Source organism: Nonomuraea angiospora, assembly GCF_014873145.1.
GTDB lineage: Bacteria > Actinomycetota > Actinomycetes > Streptosporangiales > Streptosporangiaceae > Nonomuraea > Nonomuraea angiospora.
In genome coordinates this window covers 9804139-9825135 of sequence record NZ_JADBEK010000001.1, presented here as the reverse complement: position 1 = coordinate 9825135, position 20997 = coordinate 9804139, and the positions used below count along the sequence as shown (strand labels likewise).

Here is a 20997-nt window from a genome sequence, read left to right as displayed (position 1 = left end):
CTCCGGGGGGTCAGAGGGAGAACGCGCCCGTGAGCAGCGCGACCACGGTCATCACGAGGGTGGTGGCGAAGGCCCACTTGAAGATGAAGCGCTGGTGCTCGCCCAGTTGCACGCCGCTCATCCCGACCAGGATGAACGTGGAGGCGGTGAGCGGGCTCAGCGGGAACCCGGTGGTCATCTGGCCGAGGATGGCCGCCCTGGCGACCTCGGCCGGGGCGCCGCCGAAGCCGCTGACGGTCTCGGCGAGCACGGGCAGGACGCCGAAGTAGTAGGCGTCGGGGGTGAAGACCAGGCTGAGCGGCATGCCGGTGACGGCCACGAGCACGGGCAGGTGCCCGCCGAGGGAGTCGGGGATGACGCTCACGAACGCCGACGCCATGCTGCTGATCATCTTGGTGCCGGTGAGGACGCCGGTGAACACGCCGGCCGCGAAGATCATGGTGGTGACCAGGACGACGCTCTTGCCGTGCCTCTCCAGGAGCTCCTGCTGGCGTTCCCAGGTCGGGTGGTTGACCAGCAGCGCGATCGCGAACCCGACCACGAACAGCACCGGCAGCGGCATCACCTGCAGCACCAGCCCGACCAGCAGGGCGACCGTGAGGACCAGGTTGAAGACGGTCAGAGCCGGGTGGACGGGCGCCCGCTGGGTGCCGGGGCCCTCGCCGACCAGCCGCTCCTCGGGCAGTTCGGGGGCGGAGATCGTGCCGAGGCGGCGGCGCTCCTTGAGCCCGATCAGGTACGACGCCACCAGCACCCACGCGATGCCCGCCGCCATCGCGGGCAGGACCGGCGTGAACACCTGGGAGCTGTCCAGCTTCAGCGCCGCCATCGCGCGGGCGGTGGGCCCGCCCCAGGGGATGAGGTTCATGACTCCGGCGCCCAGGCAGACGACGCCCGACAGGACGAGCGGGCTCATGCCGAGCCGCCGGTAGACCGGCAGCAGCGCCGAGACCGTGATGAGGAACGTCGAGGCGCCGTCTCCGTCGAGGGCCACGCACATGGTCAGTACGGCGGTGCCGACCGCGATGCGGAGCGGATCGCCCTTGGCCACCCGCAGGATGCCGCGGATGAGCGGGTCGAAGAGACCGGCGTCGATCATCAGGCTGAAGTACAGGACCGCGAACGCGATCATGATGCCGGTCGGCGCGACCTTGGTCAGCCCGTCGAGGATCATCTTCCCCAGCTCGCCGCCGAAGCCCCCGGCCAGCGCCGCCAGGACCGGGATCAGCACCAGCGCGATCAGGACCGACACGCGCTTGGTCATGGTGAGCAGCAGGAACAGAACGATCGTGGTGAATCCCAGGGCTGCCAGCATCGGTGTTCGCCTTCTTCCTCGACCGGCTCGCGGGGGGTTGACGTGCCGGAGTGTTACGGAAGAGTTTCCGAGCGACGAAATCTCAGGTCCAGCATCAAAGCAACATTTATCCATGCGTTCTGAGCAAAAGTTCGGGTCTATGCTCACGCCATGGAGGCGAACCTGCGGCTGCTGGCCGCGTACGCCGCCGTGGCCAGAGCGGCGAGCTTCACGGCGGCGGCGGCCGAGATGCACGTGTCGCAGTCGTCGCTCAGCCGCGCGGTGGCCGAGCTGGAGCGGCTGCTCGGAGCGCAGTTGCTGGAGCGCGACACCCGCAACGTGCAGCTGACGGCGGCCGGGGTGGAGACGCTGCGGGTCGCCGAGCAGATCGTGTCCGCGCACCGGTCGGGCATGAAGGAGCTGGAGCGCTACCTGCTCGGCGAGTCGGGCGTGGTGGCCGTGGCCACGCTGCCCTCGGTGGCCGCGGTGCTGCTGCCCCGGGTGATCTCCGAGTTCCGGCTGCGGCGGCCGATGGCCGGGCTGCGGATCATGGACGGCCTGGAGCAGGTCGTGCTCGGCCGGGTGCTCTCGGGGGACGCCGACTTCGCCATCTCCACCGTCGGCGCCGCCCCCGAGCAGCTCGAACACCGCCCGCTCATCAAGGACCGCTTCCACGCCGTGCTGCCCGAGGGCCACCCGCTCACCGAGCTCCCGGAGATCACCTGGGAGGAGCTGGCCCGGGAGCCGTTCCTCGCGATCGGGCCGGAGTCGAGCGTGCGGCGGCTCACGGACGCGGCGTTCGCGCAGGCCGGGGCGGTCCCGACGCTGGCGGCCGAGGCCGGGAGCGTGGCGACGGTGGGCGGGCTGGTGACGGCCGGGCTGGGGGTCTCGGCGATGCCCGCCTTGGTGCTGCCGCTGATGGGGGCGGGGCGGCTGGTCTACCGGCCGCTCGCCGAACCCGTCGTGGACCGCCGGCTGGACGTCGTGGTCCGGGCCCGCCGCACGCTGCCGCTGGCGACGAGCGCGTTCCTGGACCTGCTGGACGGGTTCCGCCGCGAGCTGCGGGAGCTGCCCGCGGGCGTGTCCTGGAACCGCGACTGAGGCCACTCCGGAATTCATGCGCAAAGCGCATTGAATGATGGCTTTCTTGTGCTGGACACGCATTTCACCGCCTCGGCAGGATGAAACGGATCGGGAGGCGAAGGAGCGCGGGTGACAGGCACGGGTCAGGACACGGGCGGAAGCGGCCAGGGGCAGCTGCGCGGGCTGAAGGTGGTGGAGTTCGCGCACGTGGTGGCCGGGCCGATGGCCGGCTCCATGCTCGCCGACCAGGGCGCGGACGTGGTGCACGTGGAGGCCCCCGGCGCCGGCGACGCCGCCCGCGCGATGGGCCCGGTACGGGACGGCGTCCCCCTGTGGTTCAAGGTCGCCGGGCGCAACAAGCGGTCGGTCACCCTCGACCTTCACCACGCCGCCGGCCGCGAGATCGCCCACCGGCTGGTGGCCTGGGCGGACGTCGTGATCGTCACCTTGCGGGCCGGGCGGCTGCGCGACTGGGAGCTGGACTGGGAGGCCGTCCACCGGATCAACCCGAAGGCGATCCTGCTGCAGATCTCCGGGTTCGGGGCGACGTCCTCGCGGGCGAACGAGCCCGGCTTCGGCAAGATGGGCGAGGCCAGGAGCGGGGTGGTGCACCTGACCGGGTTCCCGGACGGGCCGCCCGTGCACACGGGGTTCTCGCACGGGGACGCGGTCACGGGGCTGATGGGCGCCTACGCCGTGCTCGCCGCCCTCCACCGCCGCGCGGGTGACCCCGGCTTCGACGGCGAGTGGATCGACCTGGCCCTCTTCGAGCCGCTCTACCGGCTGATCGAGTGGCAGATCATCACCTACGACCAGCTCGGCGCCGTACCCGAACGGGCGGGCAACCAGCTCGCCGTCGCGCCCGCCGCGGTGATCAACACCTACCGCTCCGGCGACGGCGAGTGGATCACGGTGACCTCCGCGACCCTCCGCTCGGTACGCAACGTGGCCCGCCTGCTCGGCCTGCCCGAGGAGGACTACGCGACGTCGGCGCAGCAGCACGAGGGCCGGGAGACCCTGGACAAGGGCCTGCGGGAATGGGTGGCCGCGCGGACGACGGACGAGTGCCTGGCGGAGTTCGCCCGCGCCGAGGTGGTGGCCTCCCGCGTGTTCACCGCCGCCGACATCGTCGCCGACCCGGTCTACGCCGAGCGCGGCGACATCATCACCGTCGACGACGCCGACCTCGGCCCCGTGCGCATGCAGGGCGTGATCCCCCACTTCCACCGGCGGCCCGGGAAGGTCTGGCGCACCGGCCCCGCGCTCGGGCAGGACAACCACCTCGTCTACCACGAGTGGCTGGGACTCGCCGAGGAGGAGCTGGCGGAGCTGGAGCAGCACGGTGTCATCTGAGCGTCCCCTGCTCCGTTCGCTGCTCTTCGTCCCGGGCACCAGGACGGAGTGGCTGGCCAAGGCGGAGGCCGCGGGGGCCGACGCGGTCATCCTCGACCTCGAGGACGCGGTGCCCGCCGACGGCAAGGCGCAGGCCCGTCGCGACGTGGCCGCGGCGATGGCCGGCTACGCGGGGCACCTGGCCCTGCTCGTCCGCGTCAACCCGCTGGACGGCTGGGCGGGCGCCGAGGAGCTGCGGGCCGTCGCCCACGAGCGGCTCACCGGGGTCGTGCTGCCCAAGGTGAGCGGCCCGGAGGACGTGCGCCTCGCCGACCGGCTGCTCGCCTGGTGCGAACGCGAGCGCGGCCTGCCTCGGGGCCACATCGCCCTGGTGCCGCTGCTGGAGACGGCCTCCGGGCTGCGCGGGGCTTACGACGTCGCCATGGCGGCCCCGTCCCGGATCGCCTACCTCGGCGCCGTCACCGCGCCGGGCGGCGACGTCGCCCGCGCCGTCGGCTACCGCTGGACCCCGGACAGCACGCTCGGCCTGCGCTCCCGCGTGCTCCTCGACGTGCGCGCCGCCGGCATCCCCAACCCGGTCGCGGGCCTGTGGACAGGCATCGGCGACCTGGACGGGCTGCGCTCCTTCGCCGGGCAGAACCGCTCGCTCGGCTACGAGGGCATGATGGCCATCCACCCCTCCCACGTCCCCGTCATCAACGCGGCCTTCTCCCCCTCCCCCGACGAGCTGGCCCGCTACGCCCGGCTGATCGCGGCGGTGGAGGCGGCCCAGGCCGGCGGGTCGGGCGCGGTGACGTTCGAGGGCGAGATGGTGGACGAGGCCATGGCCGCCACGGCACGGGCCGTCCTCGACCGGTACGGCCGATAACCGGTTGCGGGCGCCGCGAGACTGAACGGCATGGAACGAACACTGATCAGCGCCATCGCCCACCGTGACCACCCGATCGCCGCGCCCATCACGCCCGGCAACCTCGACCGGTTGCTGCGCCGGGCGGCCCTGCCGGAGGGCGCCCGCATCCTCGACCTGGGCTGCGGCGAGGGCGAATGGTCGCTCCGCGCGCTCGAACTCGTCCCCTCGGCCACGGCCGACGGCGTGGACCTCTCCTCGGAGGCGGTGTCCGCGGCGAGGCGGGCGGCGGAGGCACGTGGCCTGTCCGACCGGCTGACGCTGCACGAGCTGCCCGCGACCGAGTTCTCCTCGGAGCAGCCGTACGACCTGGTGCTCTGCGTGGGCTCGACCCACGCGTTCCAGGGGTTGAAGGGCACGATGGACGCGGTCGCCCGGTTCGTCCGGCCGGGCGGGCTGGCGCTGATCGGGGAGGGGTTCTGGGAGCGGACGCCGGCTCCCGCGGTCGTGGAGGCCATCGGCGCGTACCCCGACCTGGCGGGCACGGTGGCCGCGGCCGAGTCCGAGGGCTGGCTGGCCGTCTACGGCCACGTGAGCACCCTCGCCGAGTGGGACGAGTACGAATGGTCGTGGACCGGCACCCTGGCCCGATGGGCCGCCGCCAATCCGGGCCCCGACGGCGACCAGGCGCTCGCCGTCGCGCGGGAGCACCGCGAGCTGTGGCTCAACGGCTACCGGAAGGCGCTCGGGTTCGTCACCCTCCTGCTCCAGCGGGTCTGAGAGAGCGGCCGGACCTCTCGCCGAGAGGCCCGGCCACCGGGAACTAGCCCCTGATCAGGGCGACCGCCAGGTCGGGGTCGAACTGCCCGGCCGGCTTGGTGGAGGCGTTGCACACGCCGTCGGAGTCACCGGGCACCTTGACCCAGAACACGTACTCGGCGCCGCTCGACTGCTTGGCCGGCGGGACGCCGAGCTTGCGCCCGGGCGGGTTGCACCAGTTGTCCTCGGGCGTGCTGTCCGTGTAGGGGCCGTTGCCGTTGCGGCTGGTGTCGATCACGTACTTCTTGGCGCCCACGGTGCCCGACAGCTGAGCGTTGACCCCGACGGCGTACGTCTCGGAGTCGGCGGTCAAGAAGTAGTTCGACACGTTCACGGAGAAGCCGCGGGTGTTGGCGATGCCCGACTTGACCAGCAGCGGCGCGATGACGTTCGGCGCGAGCCAGGTGGCGTTGGCCGCGTCCAGGTAGACCCACGCGTTGGGGGCCTGGGCCTTCAGCACCTGCGTGGCGTCCAGCAGCATCGCGTACTGGTCCTCGGGGTTCTTGCCGATCTGGGTCACGCACCCGGCGGCGGCGACCGCGTCGGGTTCCAGCACGACGATCGCATGCCTGGTGCCGATGGCCTTGGCGAACTCGGTGATCCACGTGTGATAGCCGGCCGCGTCGCCCGCGCCGCCACCCGATTGGTTGGCGCACGCGTCCCGGTTGGGGATGTTGTACGCGACCAGCATCGGCAGCTTGTCCTGGGCCTGCGCCGCGCCGACGTAGGTGTCCACGGCCTGGGTGATGTCACTGAACCAGCCGCCGAACCACTCGAAGATCGGCTTGTTGGCGATGTTCGCGGAGATCGCCGGAGTCTGGCTGGCGTTCGGATTGGCCGTGACGAACTTGGCCGGGTTGGACTGGTTCCACACGAACAGCGCGGTCGGGCGCGTCGTCTGCGTCTCCATCAGCGACACGTTGTCGAACCGGACCGCGGGCGTCCCGCCGGACCCGCCGAGCTGGAACGTCACCTCGGCCGCCGTGTCCGTGGCGCTCGCGGCCGTGAACGGGATGCTGTAACGCTTGCTCGACGTGGTGAGCTGCACGCCCGTGGCCAGCGACTGGTTGGAGCTGGGCGTGGCCTTGTACTGCACCGTCGCGGTGGCCTTGAAGGCGATGGTGGAGTAGGCGTCGAAGGAGAGGGTGTAGCTCTTGCCCGGGTTCAGGGCGGCGGTGGTCGGGGCGGCCACCATGGCGTCCCAGGGGTTGGCGACGACGGCCTTCACGTCCACCCGCAGCCGCTGGGCGTCGAGCGCGACGGTCGTCTGCCCGATCGCGGACCAGGGGGCGGTGGAGCTGTTGAAGGTGCCGTTCCCGATGAGCTGGGCGGCGGCTGAGGCGGGCTGGGGGACGACGAGGACTGCTGTCAGGACCGCGGCTAAAGCCGCGGTCTTGCCTGCGATGAATCGCACGTGTGCACCTTTCGGCGGGAGTCGCGGTTGATCATTACCGACCCCGTCTGACAAGGTCAAGAGGTGGAGTACGAGCGTACGCACCGGCCACCGGCGGTGACGGAGCGTGCGTGCTGCGGCTCCGCTATGATCGGCCGCATGGTTCCTGGCACCTTGTTTCTCTGATCCGCGTCCGTAAGCGGACCTCGCAGCGCTTCCGGCGACCCGTCGGCACGGGTCCGGCCGAGCGCTCTGTTCCGCGTTCCTCGACGCGTTATCCGCCGGCTTCCGGCATCCACCGAGAAACGAGTGCATTTCCATGACTTCCCGTTCCCTGTCAGGGCACACGACTGTCCTCAACACCCTCGACCCGGCCGACCCCGACCTCGACGACCTCGAGCCGCTGCGCGGCGTGGTCGGTGACGCCCAGGTCGTGGCCGTCGGCGAGGGCGCCCATTTCGTCCGCGAGTTCAACCTCGCCCGTGCGCGGCTGCTGCGCTTCCTCCTCGAACGCTGCGGGTTCACCGACGTGGCGTTCGAGCTCGGATCCGCGGACGCCGCCGCCGTCAACGCCTGGCTCGCCGGTGAGGGCGACGAGGCCGACCTCCTCCGGCTGGCCGGGCCCCTCACCCGCGGCGTGTTCGGAGAGCTGCTGGGCTGGCTGCGCCACTACAACCGGAGCAGGTCCCGGCCCGTCCGGATCGTGGGGATCGACCTGCCCAACACCCTGGCCCTGCGGCCGGACCTCGACCCGGTCGCCGAATACCTGCGACTGGTCGACCCTGACCTCGACGACTTCGTGACCGGCGTCCTGCGCGCGGCCGACGAGATCACCGGCGGCTCGGCCGCCGTGTCGGCGCCCGCGTGGGGCGCTCTCGACCCGGCGTTCCGGGACTCCCTCACGGCGAGCCTGTCCCGGCTGTCGCTGCGGCTGCGGGCGCTCGAACCGCTCTACGTCTCCCGCGCCGGCCGGCACCGATACGACACGGCCCGGCGCCACCTGGATGCCGCCCGCCACACCGACTACATGCTCCTGGCGATGAACGACCTGTTCTCCGGCGCGGGCCTGCCCGGCGACACGTCGGCTCGCGACCATTACATGGCCGCGGCCGTACAGTGGCAGCTGGACAGGGCCGGCACCGGCGCGCGAGTCGTGCTGGTGGCCCACAACAACCACATACAGAAGACCCCCGTCACCTTCGGCGGCCACCTGGCCGGCCTGCCGATGGGCCACTACCTGGCACGCGACCTCGGCCCCCGCTACCGCGCCGTGGCGCTCACCCACACCGCCGGCCAGGTGCCGGAGATGATCGTCCCCGCCGAGGGCTCCCCTGTCGGATTCACGCTCGACGTCGTCAGCCTCGACGCCCCGGCTCCCGGGAGCGTGGAAGGGGCCCTCGTCGACGCCGGGCTCGGCGGGGCCGTCACCCTGACCGACCTGCGCCCGGGGCCGCCGCTGGACCGCATCCGATCGCAGAGCGCGACCGTGGACACGCCGCTGCACCAGGCCTTCGACGCGGTCGTGTGCACTCCCACCGCGACGGCGGACTCATCGACCATGTTTGGAGCATCCTGATGAACCTCACCAACGCCGTCGTCACCGGCGCCGCCGGCGGGATCGGCAGGGCGCTGGCCGCCCGGCTCCGCTCGGACGGGGTGCGGGTCGTGCTCGCCGACGTCAACGAGACGGCGCTCGCCGAAGCCGCCGCCGAGCTGGGAGCCGAGGCCGTCCGGACCGACGTCTCCGACGCCGCGCAGATGGAGGCGCTGGCCGCCGCCGCCCCGGACGTCGATCTGGTCTGCCTGAACGCGGGCATCGTCGGCCGGGACCTGGGCGCGCCGTGGGAGGTGAGCCCGCAGGACTGGGACCGGGTGTTCGCGGTGAACGTGGGCGGCGTGGTCAACGGACTGCGCGCGTTCGTCCCGCGGCTGCTGTCGTCCGGCCGGCCGGCGCACATCCTGATCACGGCTTCGCTGGCGGGGCTCGTCACGTTCCCGGCCGGTGGCGCGTACGCGGCCTCCAAGCACGCCGTCGTCGCCCTCGCCGAACAGGCGGCGCTGTCGCTGGCCGGCACGCCGATCGGCGTGACGATGCTGTGCCCGGCCCTGGTCCGCACCGGCATGTCGCCCGACGGAGAGGACCCCGCGGACATCGCGGACCAGGCCCTCGCGGCGGTGCGGGCGGGCGCCTTCGCCGTGGTGCCGGACGGCTGGCCGGCCGCGATCACGCGGCGCGCCCACTGGCTGGCGACCGGAGCGCCTCCGGAGATGCCGGCCGCCGGCTGATTTTGACCTCCAGGTCCAGAAACTGCTAGCGTCCTCGCCATGGGGAGGCCGAAGCAGTTCGATCCGGACGTGGCCGTGGAGCACGCCATGGAGGTGTTCTGGCGCAAGGGCTACGCGGCCACCACGCCGCAGGACCTGGTGGACGCGCTCGGCATCGGCAAGGGCAGCCTCTACAACACCTTCGGCAGCAAGCACGCGCTGTTCGAGGCGGCGCTGAGCCGCTACCGCGACAGCCAGGCGGCGGCGCTGATCGAGATGCTGGAGGAGCCGGGCCCCGTCAAGGACAGGTTGCGCAGGGCGCTGCGCAGCCTGTCCGAGATGGACCTGGCCGACCCCGACCGGCGCGGCTGCATGGCCGTGAACACAGCGGCCGAGCTCGGCCAGTCGGACGAGAGCGCGGCGCGGCTCGTCCGGCGGATGCTCGACCGCACCGAGGAGGCCTTCCGCGCGCTGGTCGAAGAGGGCCGGCGAACGGGCGAGATCGCCGCCGACCGGGACGCCCGGGCGGCCGGGAGCCTGCTGCTGAACACCGTCGTCGGCATGCGCCTGCTGGCGCGCGTCGCCGACGGCCCGGACCGCCTCACCAGGGTGATCGACGCGGTCGTCGACTCCCTCTGACCCGACCCGCCACTATCGGGGTTCGGGGTTCACCGCGCCCGCATTTTGTACCTTGAGTTCAAGAAAAACGGAGAGATCATGAAGCTCGGACTCGACTCCAAGACCGCCGTCGTCACCGGTGCCAGCCGGGGCATCGGCCTGGCCACCGCGCAGACCCTGATCGACGAGGGGGTACGCGTGGTCGGCGCCGCCCGTACCATCACGCCCGAGCTGGAGAAGTCGGGCGCCGTGGCGGTGCCGGCCGACCTGAGCACCCCCGGCGGGGTCTCCACCCTCGTGGACACCGCCCTCACCGAGCTGGGCGGCATCGACCTGCTGGTCAACAACGTGGGCGGCGGAGACGCCGTGGAGCCGGTCGGCTTCCTCGACACCGGCGACGCGGAGTGGGCCGCCATCTTCGACGTCAACCTGTTCAGCGCCGTCCGCGTCACCAGGGCCGCCCTGCCCAGCCTGATCGAGCGGCGCGGCTCGGTGGTGAACGTCTCGTCCATCAACTCCCGGCTCCCGGCCGCCGGCCCCGTCGCCTACAGCGCCGCCAAGGCCACCCTGACCGCGCTCGGCAAGTCCCTCGCCGAGGAGTTCGGACCCAGGGGCGTCCGGGTCAACACCGTCTCGCCCGGCGTCGTCCGCACCGCACTCTGGGACGACCCGGACGGCTTCGGCGGCAAGATGGCCGCCCTGGCGGGCACTGACCACGCCGCGTTCCTGGAGGGGATCCCGGCGGCGTTCGGCATCACCACGGGCCGCATCACCGAGCCGCGGGAGGTGGCGGCGCTGATCGCGTTCCTGCTGTCGGACGTGGCGGGCAACATCACGGGCGCTGACCACATCATCGACGGCGGCACGGTGAAGTCCCTTTGACGGGTATGACTGTCTGGGACGCCTGTAGCACAGGGGGCTACGTCGAGCTACGATCGACGCATAATGAAGATCATCACCCAGCGGGAGTTTCGCAATAACTCCGCCGCTGTCATGGATCAGGTCGAGGCAGGCGAGGTCTTTCACATCACCCGCAACGGAGTCGAGATCGCGGAGTTGCGACCGATTCCACGCCGACGGCGCATGAGCGCCGAAGAGCTCGTCGCCAGGCATCGCAGACTTCCCGTCGTGGACTACGCGGCGATGCGCCGAGAGGCCGACGAGTTCTTCGGCTCCGAAGACCGCATCGACGACGATCCGTGGGAGGGCCGCGATGACTGAGCGGCACAGTGCCGGAGTGATAGACACGCGCGTTTACATTGATCTCACCGAGCTCTCTCCCGCTGATCTTCCGGCTTATCCCGAGCTCACCGCCATCACGCTCGCCGAACTTCACCAGGGTGTGGCCATGGCCAAGGATCAGGCCACCCGAGCCGCGCGCATGGAGAAGCTGGGCGCCGCAGTGACCGACTTCGAGCCTCTGCCCTTCGACGCCGACGCGGCGGCTCGCTACGGCAGCCTTGTCGCGCTGACGCTCGCGGCGAAGCGTGACCCGCGCCCTCGCCGAATGGACCTCATGATCGCCGCAGTCGCGTCCAGCCGAGGGTTGCCGCTCTTCACGCGTAACACCGACGACTTCGTCGGACTTGAAAGCTTGGTCACCGTCGTTCCCGTGTGAACATCAGTCCCTCGACGGCCCGACAGGATGAGATCGGGGAGACGCCGTCCCAGGATGCCGTGCGCGACGAACATCCACCCCACGCAATGGCGGCAGCTCGACGACTGCCTGAAGGGCTCTCACCCGCACGGCCGGCCGAATGCAACCAGTGCTACGCCGGCTGCGCCGACGGCCCGATCAGCCGGCGAAGGCCGACAGACGAGATCAGCCGACGGGCCCCGCTTCCGGTTCTCGCCCTGGAGGCGGGGGTCACCTATGCCACGCCTGGGCGCGTTACAGCCGGGGTGACAGTCGCCTGCCGGCGAAGGCTGGAACCGGCCTTTACCTCCCCCACCCCGGACCGTAGTCGTACGATTACGACAAGCGACTCGTCTGGACGATGGAGGCCCGGTATGGGAAAGCACAAGGGCGAGGAGCCCAGCCTGAAGCCGTTCACTCCCCCGAAGGAGAGGAAGAGCCAGAACGACGGAGACGGCAGCGAGGGCAAGCGCGGCAGCGGTGACGGGGACAAGAAGGACGGCAAGTGACCTTCGACCTGGGCGCCCGCATTGATGACCTCATCGACGCCATCAGCGAGCGCCGCCCGGTCAGCGGCGCCGTCGACAAGGCGTTGCGGGCCGTGCCCCGGCATCGGTTCGTGCCCCCCACCGGGGTCGTTCTCACCGGAGGCGGCCCCCGCCTCATCGACCGGCACGCCGACCCGGACACCTGGTGGGCGACGGTGTACGGACCGGATGCGATCGTGACGCAGCTCGATGCCGGTGCGACCGACATCCGCGAGGTGGACGGGCGCTACACCTCCTCCAACTCCGCCCCAGGGACCGTCGTCGATCTGCTCACCCTGCTCGATCCGGAGCCGGGTGATCGGGTGCTGGAGATCGGCACGGGGACGGGCTGGACCGCCGCGCTGCTGTCCCACCTGGTCGGCGAGCACGGCATCGTCACCTCGATCGAGGTCGACCAGGCCGTCGCCGGGCAGGCGGGAAAGACGCTGGCCGCGGCCGGCGTGCATCCGCGCTTGATCGTCGGTGACGGGGCGGACGGGTGGGCCGAGGGAGCGCCGTACGACCGGGTCCACGTCACCTGCGCCGTCCACACCGTCCCGTATGCGTGGGTCGAGCAGACTCGGCCAGGCGGTGTGATCGTGGCGCCGTTCTCGCCCGGCTTCGACGTCGACCTCTCCGTGCGGCTCGTGGTCAGGACGGACGGGGTCGCCGTCGGCCGGTTCCCCGGCTACACGTCGTACATGATGATGCGCTCGCAGGACGGGTCCCCTGTCTCCGACGACGACGGCAGCGGCCGGCGGTCCACGACCCGGGTGGACCCGCGCACGATCGCGCACGCGCCGGCGGGGGCGGGGCTGGCCATGTCGGCTCTCACCGGCCTGCACATCCGCGAGGTCGACGAGGGGGATCGTTTCGTGCTGTACGTGGTCGACCCTGCCGAGCCGACTCACTGGGCGGCGGCGGTGCACGACCCGGACGGCGATCACCTCGCATACCAGCTCGGCGATCGGTCCCTGTGGGATGAGATCACCGACGCGTACGCACAGTGGGTGTCCTGGGGCGAGCCGGACCGGGAGCGGTTCGGGATGACCGTCACGCGGGAGGGGCAACGGATCTGGCTGGACAATCCGGAGCGTACGCTGGGCCACGCCGGGGCCTGAGCAGGCAGAGAGCGCCTCTGGCCAGGCGTCAGGCCCTCGACCAGGGAGATCCTGCCCCGGGCGGACGCGCCGTCGTCGCGGGACCCGCCGCCGGCCATCAACCGGGTTCCGCAGGGCTTTCAGCCGTGGGCGTCGGCGATGGTCGGGGCTGTCGTGGGTGTGCTGGGGGCTCGCTGGTGTGGAGGGCCAGAATGCCGAGTTGACGGATCTGCCTGGCGAGCGATACGCGCGAATGACTCCTGTCCGATCCTTCGGGATCGGACAGGAGTCATTCGCGGTCGGTCAGTACCAGCGCTGCCAGGCGTTGGGATTGCTGACGTTGCAGCTCCACAGGCCCACGGGGCTGCCGTTGCCGCGCCAGCTGCTGGCGTAGCCGTCGAGGCAGACGGCGTCAGCGGTGTACTCGGATGAGAGCCAGACGTCGGAGCCGCTGATGTAGACGTGGAAGTTCTGGCCGACCCAGCCACCGTCTCGGCAGTCGTAGACGTTGAACTGGCGACCGGTCTGGCCGCCGGCGGAGGCCGGGTAGTCCAGGCAGCGTCCGGAGGCGTTGTTCACCAGCTCGGTGCCGTAGTAGCGGTTGCTGTCGAAGACCCGCCACCGCCACAGCAGGGTCCCGCCGCCGTTGCACGCCCAGAAGCCGACAGGTGAGTTGTTCTGCCCTCCGCCGGAGGCGAAGTTGTCCAGGCAGTAGCCGCTACCGTAGGAGCGGACGCGCATGAGGAAAGGTGCGGAGTCGTACATGGTGACACCGTTGGCCAGCTTCCGACCGCCCTCACCGGCGGCAGCGGCTTGCTGGACCTGCTCGTAGGCTTCGGCCGCGGTGACGACGGCGGGTTCGGCCGCGGTGACCACGGCGGGTTCGGCCGCCGAGGCGGGGCTCGTGGTGAGCGCGATCATCGCAGTGAGTAGAACCGCGACGGTGACGCATAAGCGCCGCATTACTTCCTCCCTGGGAAAGAGAGCCTCTTCCAACTTTTCGGGTGACGGTCCGTCTGCGGTCGAAAGTACTCACAAGCGCTGTCGTCGACCTGTCGGGAGGCTTTCGTAGTTCCGTGAGGGGGGTTGTAGTAGTGGCGCGGGATCCCACGGATATGCCGCTCACCTCAGTAGACCGGGCGTAAGCGGGTGCTGTACGCCCGCCATCCGGTCGTCGAGCCGTCACGAGCCGCCCGGCGTATCGCCTTCCGCTACGCCGATCTACGGAACCGTCGTCCCTCCTCGACGACGATTGGCGATCTCGCTCACCCGCCTCCAACGCAGGCGATGAAGAACCCGCACGAGAAGCTTGGGTGTCAGGTCAAGATCGTGGACATGATCCCTCGGGCCGTGGGCGAGTTGCCGATAGGTCGGCGCGGGAGGGTGGTGGCTGTCCTGTGTGATGGCACGCTGTGTCCGCTCTCCACTCCGCGCGATCTCACGCCAGTGACGATGCGCCCGGCGGGCGATCTCGATCCGGCGATCGCCTGACGAAGCTTGCGGGATCCAGCAGGCAGGGTGGGCAGAAGTCGGCCCACCGCCTCGTAGGTCAAGGGGTGGGCCGACCGGTCGCCGAAGGCATGGGGTGCGCCGAAGGCGCCCAGAACAAGAACGTCTGAGCCCTTCGGCGCGAAGCGCCCCATTGCGAAGGCCTTTGTGCCGGGGTGGGTGTCAGGCGGCCCACCACCCAGATGGGCAACGGGTGGGTGGACCCGGCCCACCTACTCCGGGGTGAGCCGCTGCCCGCCTATACCGGGGTGTGCATGTGGCGGGTGAGGGCGTGTTCCACCAGGGTGATCAAGGTGGATTTCACCGACTCCCGCTGCCTGGCGTCCAGGCGCACGATCGGGATGTGGCCGCCGATCGACAGGGCCTCGCGGAGTTCGTCCTCCGCGTGCGCGAACTGCCCGTCCCAGCCGTTGATGCCGATCACGAACGGCAGCTTCGCCTCTTCGAAATAGTCGATCGCGGGGAAGCTGTCCGCCAGGCGGCGCGTGTCCACGAGCACGACCGCGCCGATGGCGCCGCGGACGAGGTCGTCCCACATGAACCAGAAGCGGTGCTGTCCGGGCGTGCCGAACAGGTAAAGGATCAAGTCGCGATCGAGCGAGACCCGGCCGAAGTCCATGGCCACGGTCGTGGTGGTCTTGTTCGGTGTGAGGGAGACGTCGTCCACGTGCGCGGAGGCGTCCGTCATGACCGCTTCGGTGGTGAGCGGCAGGATCTCCGAGACCGCACCCACGAACGTCGTCTTCCCCACGCCGAAGCCCCCGGCCACGACGATCTTCGTCGAGGTTAGGCCGGGGCTAGAGCCTGCGAAGTCCACTGAGCACCCTTTCGAGCAAGTTGAGGTCCGGCTTTCCGGCGTCCAGCGCAGGCTGGTGCACGCGGATCAGGCCCTCGGACGCCATGTCGGCGATCAGCACCCGGACCACACCAAGGGGCTGGCGTAAAAGGGCGGAGATCTCGGCAACCGACCGGACGTTCCGGGTCAGTTGAATAATCGCCTGATACTCCGGACTAAGTAGGGAAATGTCTTGGTATTCCGACGTCACGGAGGACACCAATGCCTCCATGGCGAACTTCATCCGCGGAGCGGTGCGCCCCCCGGTCACGGCATAGGGCCGTACCAGGGAGCTCTGCTTCTGCGGACGGGGAGCCGCCGGATGCGGCGGAGTGCTATCACCAGCCCAACCCTGACCTGACACCATGATCTCCTGTCACCGCCCCGCTAGCGGGGGCGGGCCGCTTGCAGCTCGGCGCGTACGGCCGGCGTCAGCACCTGGCCCGCCCGCTCGACCAGCAGGGTCATCTGGTAAGCCACCAGGCCCATGTCACAGTCGGGAGCGGCCAGGACCGCCAAACAGGACCCATCACTGATGGACATGATCATCAAGAGCCCGCGCTGCATCTCGATAACGGTCTGGGTCACCATACCGCCCTCGAAGACCCGCGCGGCCCCCTGGGTCAGGCTGATCACGCCGGACGCCACCGCGGCCAGCTGGTCGGCCCGGTCCTTGGGAAAACCCTCGGAGAAGGCCAGCGGCAAACCGTCGGACGACACCACGACCGTGTGGGCGACGCCCGGCACGTTGTTCACGAAGTCCGTGATCAACCAGCTGATGCCGCGCGCTCCCTGGCTCATTTCTCTCATTTGTCCTCCTCATTCTCTTCGCCCCGGGTGAACGCTCGGCCCTGGCGGACGCCCTGCTGGAAGCTGGAGAGCCGGCTGCGCAGCCGCTCGGGTGAGATCTGCGGTGCCGGCGACGAAGCCTGGGGCTCGGCGAGGCTGGCCGTACCGGGCACCAGGTTGGCCTTGGGCACGCGACGGGGCAGGCCCGAGGACGTCGTGCCGCCCTGCGCGGGCTGCGCGGCGGCCTGCGCGGCCTGGAAGCCGGAGTCCGCGGGCGAGGACCACGTCGCGCCCGCCCCGGACGCGCCGGGCGTGCGCCGCGGCAGCCCCGACGGGGACTGCGCGGGAGCGGCCGGGGCCGGGTCGGCGGGCACCGCCGGGTGCACGGCGGTGATCTCGGGCTGCTCCTCGTAGTGAGCAGGCTCGTGCGGCTGGAGCACCTCGGGCTCCGGCCGGCGGAACCAGTCGGATCCGACCGACGAGAAGATCGGCAGGAACTCGTCGCCCTGCTCCTCCATGGGCGAGTTGCGCACCACGGGGAGCGGGCCGGTCATGTCCTGCGAGGAGTAGTCGCCGGGCCCGAACCTGTCGTAGTTGGAGTGCCCGTTCTGCTGGAACTGGTCGGCGGGCTTGAGGTCATCCGCGAACGGCGAGCGGTACGACTCCCCGAACTGCGGCTGCGGACGGTCCTCGGACTCGAACAGCGACCTGCGCGGCACCGGGTCGGCGAACGACGACCACCGCGGCTCCTCCTGCGGCTGCTTCGGCGGCTCGGTGGCGAAGGACGGCCAGCGCGGCTCGTCCTCCTGCAGGGGCGGCGGCTGCTCCGAGAAGGACGGCCACCGGTTCTCCGCGAACGACGAGGGCTGCGGCGCGGGAGGCGGCGTCTCCTCGGCGAACGACGGCCAGCGCTGCTCGCCGAACGGCTGCTCACCGAACGGCTGCTGCGCGGGCGGAGGGGGCTCCTCGGAGAAGGACGGCCAGCGCGGCTGGTCGCCGTTCTGCGAGCTCTGCGGGTGCTCCCCGAAGGGCCGCTCCCCGAAAGGCTGCTCCCCGAAGGGCTGCGGCTCGCCGAACGGCTGCTGCTCCCCGAACGGCTGGTCCCCGGCGGGCCGGTCGTTGAACGCGGAGGGCTGCTCGTTGTACGCGACGGGCTGCTCGTTGAACGGCGCCGGCTGGTCGCCGCCGAAGGGAGCCCAGTTGCCGCTCCCCGGCACCGGCAGCGACCCCGGCCACTGCGTGTCCACCACGTGCTCGGGACCGTCGCCGGAGGGCGCCCCGCCGTAGGAGGAGGACCCGTTCCGCGACGGCTCCGTGAACATGCTCGGGTCGAAGTCCGTGAACGCCTCGTACTGCCCGCCCTGCTGCGGCACGCCCAGGCCGCTGCTGATGAGCATGTCCGGCAGGAAGACCAGCGCGCTCAGGCCGCCCGTCTCCCGGGGGCTGAGCTGCACGCGGATGCCGTGGCGCAGGGCCAGGCGGCCGACCACGAACAGGCCCATGCGCCGCGACACCGACACGTCCACGACGGGCGGGTTCGCCAGGCGCCAGTTGGCCTCGGAGAGCTCCTCCTGGTTCATCCCGATGCCCAGGTCGTTGATCGACACGAGCACGCCGCCCTCGGCGGGGGTGCTGGTGACCTGGACCTTGCTCTCGCGCGGGGAGAACGAGATCGCGTTCTCGATGAGCTCGGCGAGCAGGTGGACGGCGTCGGTGACGGCCGGGCCGACGATCAGCGTGCCGGACGGGATCTGGATCTGGACCCGCTCGTAGTTCTCGACCTCGGACAGCGAGGCGCGGGCGATGTCGACCAGCGGCACCGGCTCGCTCCACTTGCGCGCGGCCTCCTGGCCGGCGAGGACCAGGAGGTTCTCGCTGTTGCGGCGCATGCGGGTGGCCAGGTGGTCGAGGCGGAACAGGTTGGCGAGCCGCTGCTCGTCCTCCTCGCCCTGCTCCAGGCCCTCGATGAGCTGCAGCTGCCGCTCGACCAGCGTCTGGCTGCGGCGGGAGAGGTTGACGAACATGGAGTTGACGTTGGCCCGCAGCTTGGCCTCGTCGCCGGCCAGCCGGATCGCCTCGCGGTGGACCTCGTCGAAGGCCTGGGCGACCTCACCGATCTCGTCGCGGGTGTTGATGCCGACGGAGGGCGTCTCGGGCACCTGCGCGCCCTCGCCGGACTCGCGCAGCACGCGGACGGTCTCGGGCAGCCGGGTCGTGGCGACCTGGAGCGCCTCGGCGCGCAGCCGGCGCAGCGGGCGGACCAGCGAACCGGCCACGCGGGTGGTGAAGACCAGGACGAGGAGCAGCAGGACCAGGATCATCGCACCTGAGACGATCGCGTTGCGCTGCTCGGTGTCGCTCAGCTCCCGGGTCCTGGCCACGATCTTGGTGGCCAGGCCGTCCTCGACCTTGCGCATGGCGTTGCCGGACAGGGTGGTGGACTCGTACCAGTTGCCGAGGTCGCGGCGGGTGGTGATGTCGAGGTCCCGGATCTCGTTGTACTCGCGCACCTGGGCGAGCGCGCGCTGGCGCATGGCGTCGGCGAGGTCGATCTGCAGGCCCTTGACGCCCTTCCGGTACGCGTCCAGGTCCTTGGAGTCGGCCTCCTGCTCGAAGTTGGCCAGCTCGGCCTGCTGCTTGTTCCAGGAGCCCAGGAAGTCCGACAGGTCGTCGTTGTCCAGCTTCCGCTGGACGAGCGCCACGATCAGGATGATCTGCTGGCGCGAGATCTCCTCCTTGACCCGCTGCAGCGAGCCGAGCGCGACCACGTCACCCTGGAGGGTGTCGTCGTTGACGCCGGCGCCCAGGTCGCCCTCGATCGCGGAGAAGACGCCGATCATGGTGCTGTACGTGCTGATGGCGGCGCGCGGCGGCACGTTCGAGACCATGGACTCGCGGAGGCTGTCGAGACCGGCGAGCCACCGGCGCATGTTGTCGACGCCCTCGATGACACGCGCGGAGTGCGTGGCGTCGATGGCGTTGGCCGCGCTCAGCACCTGCTTCTTGGCGGTGTCCGTCGCCTGCCGCTGCGTCTTGAGCTGCACGAGGCGCTGGCCTCTGCTGCGGTCGGCGACGTACCACGCGGTGAGCGTGCGCTCCTTGCCGAGCTCGTGGTTGAGCGCGCCGATGCGCTGCACCAGCTCGGCGACCTGGGTGAGCCGGCGGTACTCGGCGCTGGTGCCGATGGCGTTGGCCAGCTGCACGCCGGCGAGCAGCACACCCACCACCGTGGGGATGAGGATCAGCGCGACCAGCCTCGAGCGCACACGCCAGTTCCCCAGCCGGAAACGTCCGCCTGTGTACTCCCCTGACCTCGTGTGCCTGGGGTCTTTCGTCCTCACTGACTCTCGCAACCTCTCGCCGGTACGTGCTCGAAAGAAATCAGACACGCGTGTGGCGCATGGGATTCGTTCCGGCCGGGTAATTGGAACACAACCCGTACCAGATCGGCCAACCGAACATATCCCATCACACGTGCCCAAAGGGTCACTTTGGGCAACATATCGCCGTACACGTCTTCAGGCGGGCCGGAACGAATCCCGCTCGACCGGCGCCGCGTGCTTCACCATCAGGTGCCGCGTCACCGAATACTCCTGCACCGCCTCCTGGCTCATGTCCTTGCCGAACCCGCTGCCCTTCACCCCGCCGTGGGGCGCCTCGCTGGCGATGGGCAGGTGGTCGTTCACCCAGGTCACGCCCACATCGAGCCGGTGTGACACGCGCATGGCCCTGGAGACGTCACGCGACCACACCGACGAGGCCAGACCGTACCGCGTGTCGTTGGCCAGTCTGACCGCCTCGTCCTCGCCGTCGAACGGTAGCGCCACGAGCACGGGTCCGAAAAGTTCACCTTGGACGATCTCGCTGTCCTGGGCGACGTCGGTCACGAGCGTGGGCGGGTAGAAGAATCCGGGGCCCTCGATCGGGGCGCCGCCGTGGAGCACGCGCCCGCCGGCCCCGGAGACGAACCCGTGAACCCGGTCCCGGTGCGCGGCCGAGATCAGCGGGCCGATGTCCGTGGCCGGGTCCCAGGGGTCACCGACGGTTATTTCGGCAAGAGTTGCCCGAAGTGCCTCGATCGCGTCCGCGTACACCTCTCGGGCGACGTAGACGCGGGTGGCGGCCGTGCAGTCCTGCCCGGTGTTGTACGTCGCCCCCATCGCCACCCCGCGGGCCATCTCCGCGAGGTCGGCGTCCCCGAAGACCAGCGCGGGCGCCTTGCCGCCGAGCTCGAGGTGCACCCGCTTGAGCGTGGCCGCGGCCCCGGTCATGACCGCCCGGCCCGTCTCCGTGGAGCCGGTGACGCTGACCATGTCCACGCCCGGGTGGGTGACCAGCGCCTGGCCGGTCTCCGCGTCCCCGGTGACCGCCTGGACGAGCCCGTCGGGCGCGCCCGCCTTGGCGAACAGCTCGGCCAGCCGCAACGTCGTACGCGGCGTCTGGGGGGCCGGCTTGATCACCACGGCGTTGCCCGCGGCCACCGCCGGCCCGACCTTCCAGACGGCCATGACGAACGGGAAGTTCCACGGCGCGATCGACCCCACCACCCCGACGGGACGGCGCAGCAGGACCGAGGTGTAGCCGGGGCTGAAGACACCGGCGCCCGAGCCCTCGAGGGAACGGGCGGCCCCGGCGAAGAAGCGCAGGTTGTCGGCGGCGAACGGCAGCTCGCCGTCCCTGAACACCGCCGCGGGCTTGCCCGTCTCCTCCACCTCGAGCCTGGCCAGCTCCTCGGCGTCGGCCTCCACCAGGTCGGCCACCCGCAGCAGCAGCCGCGCCCGGTCGGCCGGGGTGGTCTGCGACCACTCCTCGAAGGCCGCGCGGGCCCGGTCGACGGCCGCCGCGACGCCCTCCACCGGCGTGTCGGGAATCTCGGCGCACGGCAGCCCGGTGGCGGGGTTGATCAGTTCACGCATGGAAAATCATGTC

Annotated in this window: 21 protein-coding genes; 13 read left to right on the top strand and 8 right to left on the bottom strand. The window is 70.7% G+C overall.

What is annotated here, in order from left to right:
- Positions 1-10: 10 nt before the first annotated feature.
- Positions 11-1315: a CitMHS family transporter gene (locus H4W80_RS45360; protein ID WP_192790715.1), complete on the bottom strand. Its 1305-nt coding sequence runs from the start codon at positions 1313-1315 to the stop codon at positions 11-13.
- Positions 1316-1465: 150 nt separating this feature from the next.
- Here H4W80_RS45360 and H4W80_RS45355 point away from each other — a divergent pair, with 150 nt between their 5' ends.
- From H4W80_RS45355 to H4W80_RS45340, 4 genes are all read left to right on the top strand, one after another.
- Positions 1466-2395, top strand: coding sequence for a LysR family transcriptional regulator (locus tag H4W80_RS45355; protein ID WP_192790714.1), 930 nt, complete (start codon positions 1466-1468; stop codon positions 2393-2395).
- A gap of 111 nt (positions 2396-2506) precedes the next feature.
- Positions 2507-3730, top strand: a complete 1224-nt coding sequence (locus H4W80_RS45350) for a CaiB/BaiF CoA transferase family protein (protein ID WP_192790713.1) — start codon at positions 2507-2509, stop codon at positions 3728-3730.
- Positions 3720-4598 carry an HpcH/HpaI aldolase/citrate lyase family protein gene (locus H4W80_RS45345; protein ID WP_192790712.1) on the top strand — a complete coding sequence of 293 codons (879 nt, stop codon included), beginning with the start codon at positions 3720-3722 and terminating at the stop codon, positions 4596-4598. The genes H4W80_RS45350 and H4W80_RS45345 overlap by 11 nt, the downstream gene beginning before the upstream one ends.
- Before the next feature lie 30 nt (positions 4599-4628).
- Positions 4629-5357 carry an SAM-dependent methyltransferase gene (locus H4W80_RS45340; protein WP_192790711.1) on the top strand — a complete coding sequence of 243 codons (729 nt, stop codon included), beginning with the start codon at positions 4629-4631 and terminating at the stop codon, positions 5355-5357.
- Between the two features lie 43 nt (positions 5358-5400).
- Here the strand turns inward: H4W80_RS45340 and H4W80_RS45335 are convergent, their stop codons facing one another.
- A complete protein-coding gene (locus H4W80_RS45335) occupies positions 5401-6810 on the bottom strand; it encodes a glycoside hydrolase family 6 protein (RefSeq protein ID WP_318787357.1) in 1410 nt (469 codons plus the stop codon).
- A 298-nt stretch (positions 6811-7108) separates the two neighbouring features.
- Between H4W80_RS45335 and H4W80_RS45330 the strand changes: the two genes are divergently transcribed.
- The 8 genes from H4W80_RS45330 (at position 7109) to H4W80_RS45300 (ending at position 12956) form a co-directional block, all read left to right on the top strand.
- A complete protein-coding gene (locus H4W80_RS45330; RefSeq protein WP_192790709.1) occupies positions 7109-8365 on the top strand; it encodes an erythromycin esterase family protein in 1257 nt (418 codons plus the stop codon).
- On the top strand, positions 8365-9075 hold the full coding sequence (locus tag H4W80_RS45325; protein WP_192790708.1) for an SDR family NAD(P)-dependent oxidoreductase: 711 nt from the start codon (positions 8365-8367) through the stop codon (positions 9073-9075). The genes H4W80_RS45330 and H4W80_RS45325 overlap by 1 nt, the downstream gene beginning before the upstream one ends.
- Positions 9076-9114: 39 nt before the next feature.
- Entirely contained in the window at positions 9115-9693 is a 579-nt protein-coding gene (locus H4W80_RS45320) for a TetR/AcrR family transcriptional regulator (RefSeq protein ID WP_192790707.1), read from the top strand.
- A 78-nt stretch (positions 9694-9771) separates the two neighbouring features.
- A complete protein-coding gene (locus tag H4W80_RS45315) occupies positions 9772-10554 on the top strand; it encodes an oxidoreductase (protein WP_192790706.1) in 783 nt (260 codons plus the stop codon).
- A 63-nt stretch (positions 10555-10617) separates the two neighbouring features.
- Complete coding sequence (locus H4W80_RS45310) at positions 10618-10893, top strand: type II toxin-antitoxin system Phd/YefM family antitoxin (protein WP_192790705.1); 276 nt, start codon at positions 10618-10620, stop codon at positions 10891-10893.
- Positions 10886-11290, top strand: coding sequence for a type II toxin-antitoxin system VapC family toxin (locus tag H4W80_RS45305; protein WP_192790704.1), 405 nt, complete (start codon positions 10886-10888; stop codon positions 11288-11290). The genes H4W80_RS45310 and H4W80_RS45305 overlap by 8 nt, the downstream gene beginning before the upstream one ends.
- 392 nt (positions 11291-11682) lie before the next feature.
- On the top strand, positions 11683-11817 hold the full coding sequence (locus H4W80_RS63080; protein WP_264086028.1) for a hypothetical protein: 135 nt from the start codon (positions 11683-11685) through the stop codon (positions 11815-11817).
- Positions 11814-12956 (top strand): methyltransferase domain-containing protein, encoded by a 1143-nt coding sequence (locus tag H4W80_RS45300; protein WP_318787356.1) that lies wholly within the window; start codon positions 11814-11816, stop codon positions 12954-12956. The genes H4W80_RS63080 and H4W80_RS45300 overlap by 4 nt, the downstream gene beginning before the upstream one ends.
- A 282-nt stretch (positions 12957-13238) precedes the next feature.
- Here H4W80_RS45300 and H4W80_RS45295 read toward each other — a convergent pair whose 3' ends face one another.
- Positions 13239-13856, bottom strand: a complete 618-nt coding sequence (locus tag H4W80_RS45295; RefSeq protein ID WP_192790703.1) for an RICIN domain-containing protein — start codon at positions 13854-13856, stop codon at positions 13239-13241.
- A 228-nt stretch (positions 13857-14084) separates the two neighbouring features.
- Between H4W80_RS45295 and H4W80_RS45290 the strand changes: the two genes are divergently transcribed.
- Positions 14085-14426, top strand: a complete 342-nt coding sequence (locus tag H4W80_RS45290; protein ID WP_192790702.1) for a hypothetical protein — start codon at positions 14085-14087, stop codon at positions 14424-14426.
- A 256-nt stretch (positions 14427-14682) separates the two neighbouring features.
- Here H4W80_RS45290 and H4W80_RS45285 read toward each other — a convergent pair whose 3' ends face one another.
- The 5 genes from H4W80_RS45285 to H4W80_RS45265 all read right to left on the bottom strand — a co-directional run bounded on the left by H4W80_RS45285 (position 14683) and on the right by H4W80_RS45265 (position 20984).
- Complete coding sequence (locus tag H4W80_RS45285; protein WP_237101140.1) at positions 14683-15213, bottom strand: GTP-binding protein; 531 nt, start codon at positions 15211-15213, stop codon at positions 14683-14685.
- Between the two features lie 28 nt (positions 15214-15241).
- Positions 15242-15646, bottom strand: a complete 405-nt coding sequence (locus H4W80_RS45280) for a DUF742 domain-containing protein (RefSeq protein WP_225964010.1) — start codon at positions 15644-15646, stop codon at positions 15242-15244.
- Between the two features lie 20 nt (positions 15647-15666).
- On the bottom strand, positions 15667-16089 hold the full coding sequence (locus H4W80_RS45275; RefSeq protein WP_090935862.1) for a roadblock/LC7 domain-containing protein: 423 nt from the start codon (positions 16087-16089) through the stop codon (positions 15667-15669).
- The gene (locus tag H4W80_RS45270) at positions 16086-19334 is read right to left on the bottom strand and encodes a sensor histidine kinase (RefSeq protein WP_192790700.1); all 3249 of its coding nucleotides are present in this window, start codon (positions 19332-19334) and stop codon (positions 16086-16088) included. The genes H4W80_RS45275 and H4W80_RS45270 overlap by 4 nt, the downstream gene beginning before the upstream one ends.
- A gap of 252 nt (positions 19335-19586) precedes the next feature.
- On the bottom strand, positions 19587-20984 hold the full coding sequence (locus H4W80_RS45265) for an aminobutyraldehyde dehydrogenase (RefSeq protein WP_192790699.1): 1398 nt from the start codon (positions 20982-20984) through the stop codon (positions 19587-19589).
- Positions 20985-20997 lie beyond the last annotated feature (13 nt).

What these genes read in the sequence shown, in the direction of transcription:
- H4W80_RS45315 (WP_192790706.1), top strand. Translation starts at nt 9,772, where the DNA reads ATGAAGCTCGGACTCGACTCCAAGACCGCCGTCGTCACCGGTGCCAGC.
- H4W80_RS45330 (WP_192790709.1), top strand. Translation starts at nt 7,109, where the DNA reads ATGACTTCCCGTTCCCTGTCAGGGCACACGACTGTCCTCAACACCCTC.
- H4W80_RS45305 (WP_192790704.1), top strand. Translation starts at nt 10,886, where the DNA reads ATGACTGAGCGGCACAGTGCCGGAGTGATAGACACGCGCGTTTACATT.
- H4W80_RS63080 (WP_264086028.1), top strand. Translation starts at nt 11,683, where the DNA reads ATGGGAAAGCACAAGGGCGAGGAGCCCAGCCTGAAGCCGTTCACTCCC.
- H4W80_RS45320 (WP_192790707.1), top strand. Translation starts at nt 9,115, where the DNA reads ATGGGGAGGCCGAAGCAGTTCGATCCGGACGTGGCCGTGGAGCACGCC.
- H4W80_RS45275 (WP_090935862.1), bottom strand. Translation starts at nt 16,089, where the DNA reads ATGAGAGAAATGAGCCAGGGAGCGCGCGGCATCAGCTGGTTGATCACG.
- H4W80_RS45310 (WP_192790705.1), top strand. Translation starts at nt 10,618, where the DNA reads ATGAAGATCATCACCCAGCGGGAGTTTCGCAATAACTCCGCCGCTGTC.
- H4W80_RS45295 (WP_192790703.1), bottom strand. Translation starts at nt 13,856, where the DNA reads ATGATCGCGCTCACCACGAGCCCCGCCTCGGCGGCCGAACCCGCCGTG.
- H4W80_RS45265 (WP_192790699.1), bottom strand. Translation starts at nt 20,984, where the DNA reads ATGCGTGAACTGATCAACCCCGCCACCGGGCTGCCGTGCGCCGAGATT.
- H4W80_RS45325 (WP_192790708.1), top strand. Translation starts at nt 8,365, where the DNA reads ATGAACCTCACCAACGCCGTCGTCACCGGCGCCGCCGGCGGGATCGGC.
- H4W80_RS45280 (WP_225964010.1), bottom strand. Translation starts at nt 15,646, where the DNA reads ATGGTGTCAGGTCAGGGTTGGGCTGGTGATAGCACTCCGCCGCATCCG.
- H4W80_RS45340 (WP_192790711.1), top strand. Translation starts at nt 4,629, where the DNA reads ATGGAACGAACACTGATCAGCGCCATCGCCCACCGTGACCACCCGATC.
- H4W80_RS45360 (WP_192790715.1), bottom strand. Translation starts at nt 1,315, where the DNA reads ATGCTGGCAGCCCTGGGATTCACCACGATCGTTCTGTTCCTGCTGCTC.
- H4W80_RS45355 (WP_192790714.1), top strand. Translation starts at nt 1,466, where the DNA reads ATGGAGGCGAACCTGCGGCTGCTGGCCGCGTACGCCGCCGTGGCCAGA.